The following is a 2,500-nucleotide window of genomic DNA, read 5'->3' as shown; positions in this document are numbered from 1 at the left end:
AGGTAGAGCGTCATCCGAATACCCCGGGGGGTAGAGCACTGGATGGGTAATGGGGCCCCACAGGCTTACTGATCCTAACCAAACTCCGAATACCCGGGAGTACTAGATGGCAGACACACTGCGGATGCTAACGTCCGTAGTGGAGAGGGAAACAACCCTGACCTACGACTAAGGCCCCCAATTCATGGCTAAGTGGGAAAGCAGGTGGGACGACCAAAACAACCAGGAGGTTGGCTTAGAAGCAGCCATCCTTTAAAGATAGCGTAACAGCTCACTGGTCTAAACAAGTTGTCCTGCGGCGAAGATGTAACGGGGCTCAAGCCATGAGCCGAAGTCTAGGATGCCGTAAGGCATGGTAGCAGAGCGTAGTGTGACATAAGATTCATCCTCTTTAGTGTCCTTCGGGGCACCTTGGAGGATTTAATCTTTTCGATGAAGCCGGGGCGTGAGCCATCCGGTGGAGAGATCACTAGTGAGAATGATGACATGAGTAGCGACAAAGAGTGTGAGAGACACTCTCGCCGAAAGTCCAAGGGTTCCTGCTTAAAGCTAATCTGAGCAGGGTAAGCCGGCCCCTAAGCCGAGGCCGAAAGGCGTAGGCGATGGGAACTAGGTTAATATTCCTAGGCCGTGGAGTGGTGACGGATCTCGGAGGTAGTTCATCCTTATCGGATTGAATGGGCTGCTGAGAGGTTCCTGGAAATAGCCCTCCTATCAGACCGTACCCTAAACCGACACAGGTGGACTGGTAGAGAATACCAAGGCGCTTGAGAGAACGATGTTGAAGGAACTCGGCAAAATACCTCCGTAAGTTCGCGAGAAGGAGGCCCGGTTCCTAGGCAACTAGGGGCTGGGGGCACAAACCAGGGGGTGGCGACTGTTTATTAAAAACACAGGGCTCTGCGAAGTCGCAAGACGACGTATAGGGTCTGACGCCTGCCCGGTGCCTGAAGGTTAAAAGGAGGGGTGAGAGCTCTGAATTGAAGCCCAGGTAAACGGCGGCCGTAACTATAACGGTCCTAAGGTAGCGAAATTCCTTGTCGGGTAAGTTCCGACCTGCACGAATGGCGTAACGACTTCCCCGCTGTCTCCAACATCGACTCAGCGAAATTGAATTGCCTGTCAAGATGCAGGCTTCCCGCGGTTAGACGGAAAGACCCCGTGCACCTTTACTACAGCTTCGCACTGGCATCAGGATTGTGATGTGCAGGATAGGTGGTGGGCTTTGAAACCGTGACGCCAGTCGCGGTGGAGCCTCCCTTGAGATACCACCCTTCGCACTCTTGATGTCTAACCGCGGTCCGTTATCCGGATCCGGGACCCTGCGTGGCGGGTAGTTTGACTGGGGCGGTCGCCTCCTAAAGCGTAACGGAGGCGCGCGAAGGTTGGCTCAGAGCGGTCGGAAATCGCTCGTTGAGTGCAATGGCAGAAGCCAGCCTGACTGCGAGACTGACAAGTCGAGCAGAGTCGAAAGACGGCCATAGTGATCCGGTGGTCCCGAGTGGAAGGGCCATCGCTCAACGGATAAAAGGTACGCCGGGGATAACAGGCTGATACTGCCCAAGAGTCCATATCGACGGCAGTGTTTGGCACCTCGATGTCGGCTCATCTCATCCTGGGGCTGGAGCAGGTCCCAAGGGTACGGCTGTTCGCCGTTTAAAGAGGTACGTGAGCTGGGTTTAGAACGTCGTGAGACAGTTCGGTCCCTATCTGCCGTGGGTGTAGGAGACTTGAGAGGAGTTGCCCCTAGTACGAGAGGACCGGGGTGAACGATCCACTGGTGGACCTGTTGTTGCGCCAGCAGCAGTGCAGGGTAGCTATGATCGGACAGGATAACCGCTGAAGGCATCTAAGCGGGAAGCCCCCCTCAAAACAAGGTCTCCCTGAGGGCCGTGGTAGACCACCACGTCAATAGGCCGGAGATGTAAGCGCAGCAATGCGTTCAGTTGACCGGTACTAATCGCCCGATAGGCTTGATTTGATCCAGTAATGGAAAGACAAATCAAAAACATACACTCCTTAGACCTGGACAACTCAGATGCGGGAACGCGCATTCGAAAACGAATACGCTGCCTCCCGCGCGTGACACTCCGCAAAAGCGGAGTGCACGGTGTTGATTGATTATACAAACGTGCAGGAACGCGCATTCGCAAGCGTATACGCTGCTTCCTGCGCGTCGCCTTTTTGGACAGCAAAAAGAGCGACGAGTTTTTTCCCGGTTTGGTGATCATAGCACGCGTGAAACACCCGGTCCCTTCCCGAACCCGGAAGTTAAGCACCGAAGCGCCAATGGTACTGCGTCTCAAGACGTGGGAGAGTAGGTCATCGCCAAACCTGGTAAAAACTCAAAACACTCTCAAAAACGATCAAACTCTATTCGACCCAGGCCTCAAGTAGCGTAAGCGATAGGCCAAAAAACTGTCGCGGGATGGAGCAGCCCGGTAGCTCGTCAGGCTCATAACCTGAAGGTCGTAGGTTCAAATCCTACTCCCGCAACCAA

1 tRNA gene and 2 rRNA genes (1 of these 3 cut by a window edge) are annotated in these 2,500 nt (G+C 54.4%); all 3 read left to right on the top strand.

Annotated elements, in window-relative coordinates:
- Window positions 1-1,981 (top strand): 23S ribosomal RNA (locus M3P21_RS21945); it begins 852 nt to the left of the window's first position.
- 238 nt (window positions 1,982-2,219) lie between these two features.
- Window positions 2,220-2,334 (top strand): 5S ribosomal RNA (gene rrf / locus M3P21_RS21940).
- A gap of 88 nt (window positions 2,335-2,422) precedes the next feature.
- A tRNA-Met gene (locus M3P21_RS21935) sits at window positions 2,423-2,499 on the top strand.
- Window position 2,500 lies beyond the last annotated feature (1 nt).

This window comes from Ruegeria spongiae, assembly GCF_023502395.1.
Taxonomy (GTDB): Bacteria; Pseudomonadota; Alphaproteobacteria; order Rhodobacterales; family Rhodobacteraceae; genus Ruegeria_C; species Ruegeria_C spongiae.
This window is presented reverse-complemented; position numbering and strand designations above follow the sequence as displayed.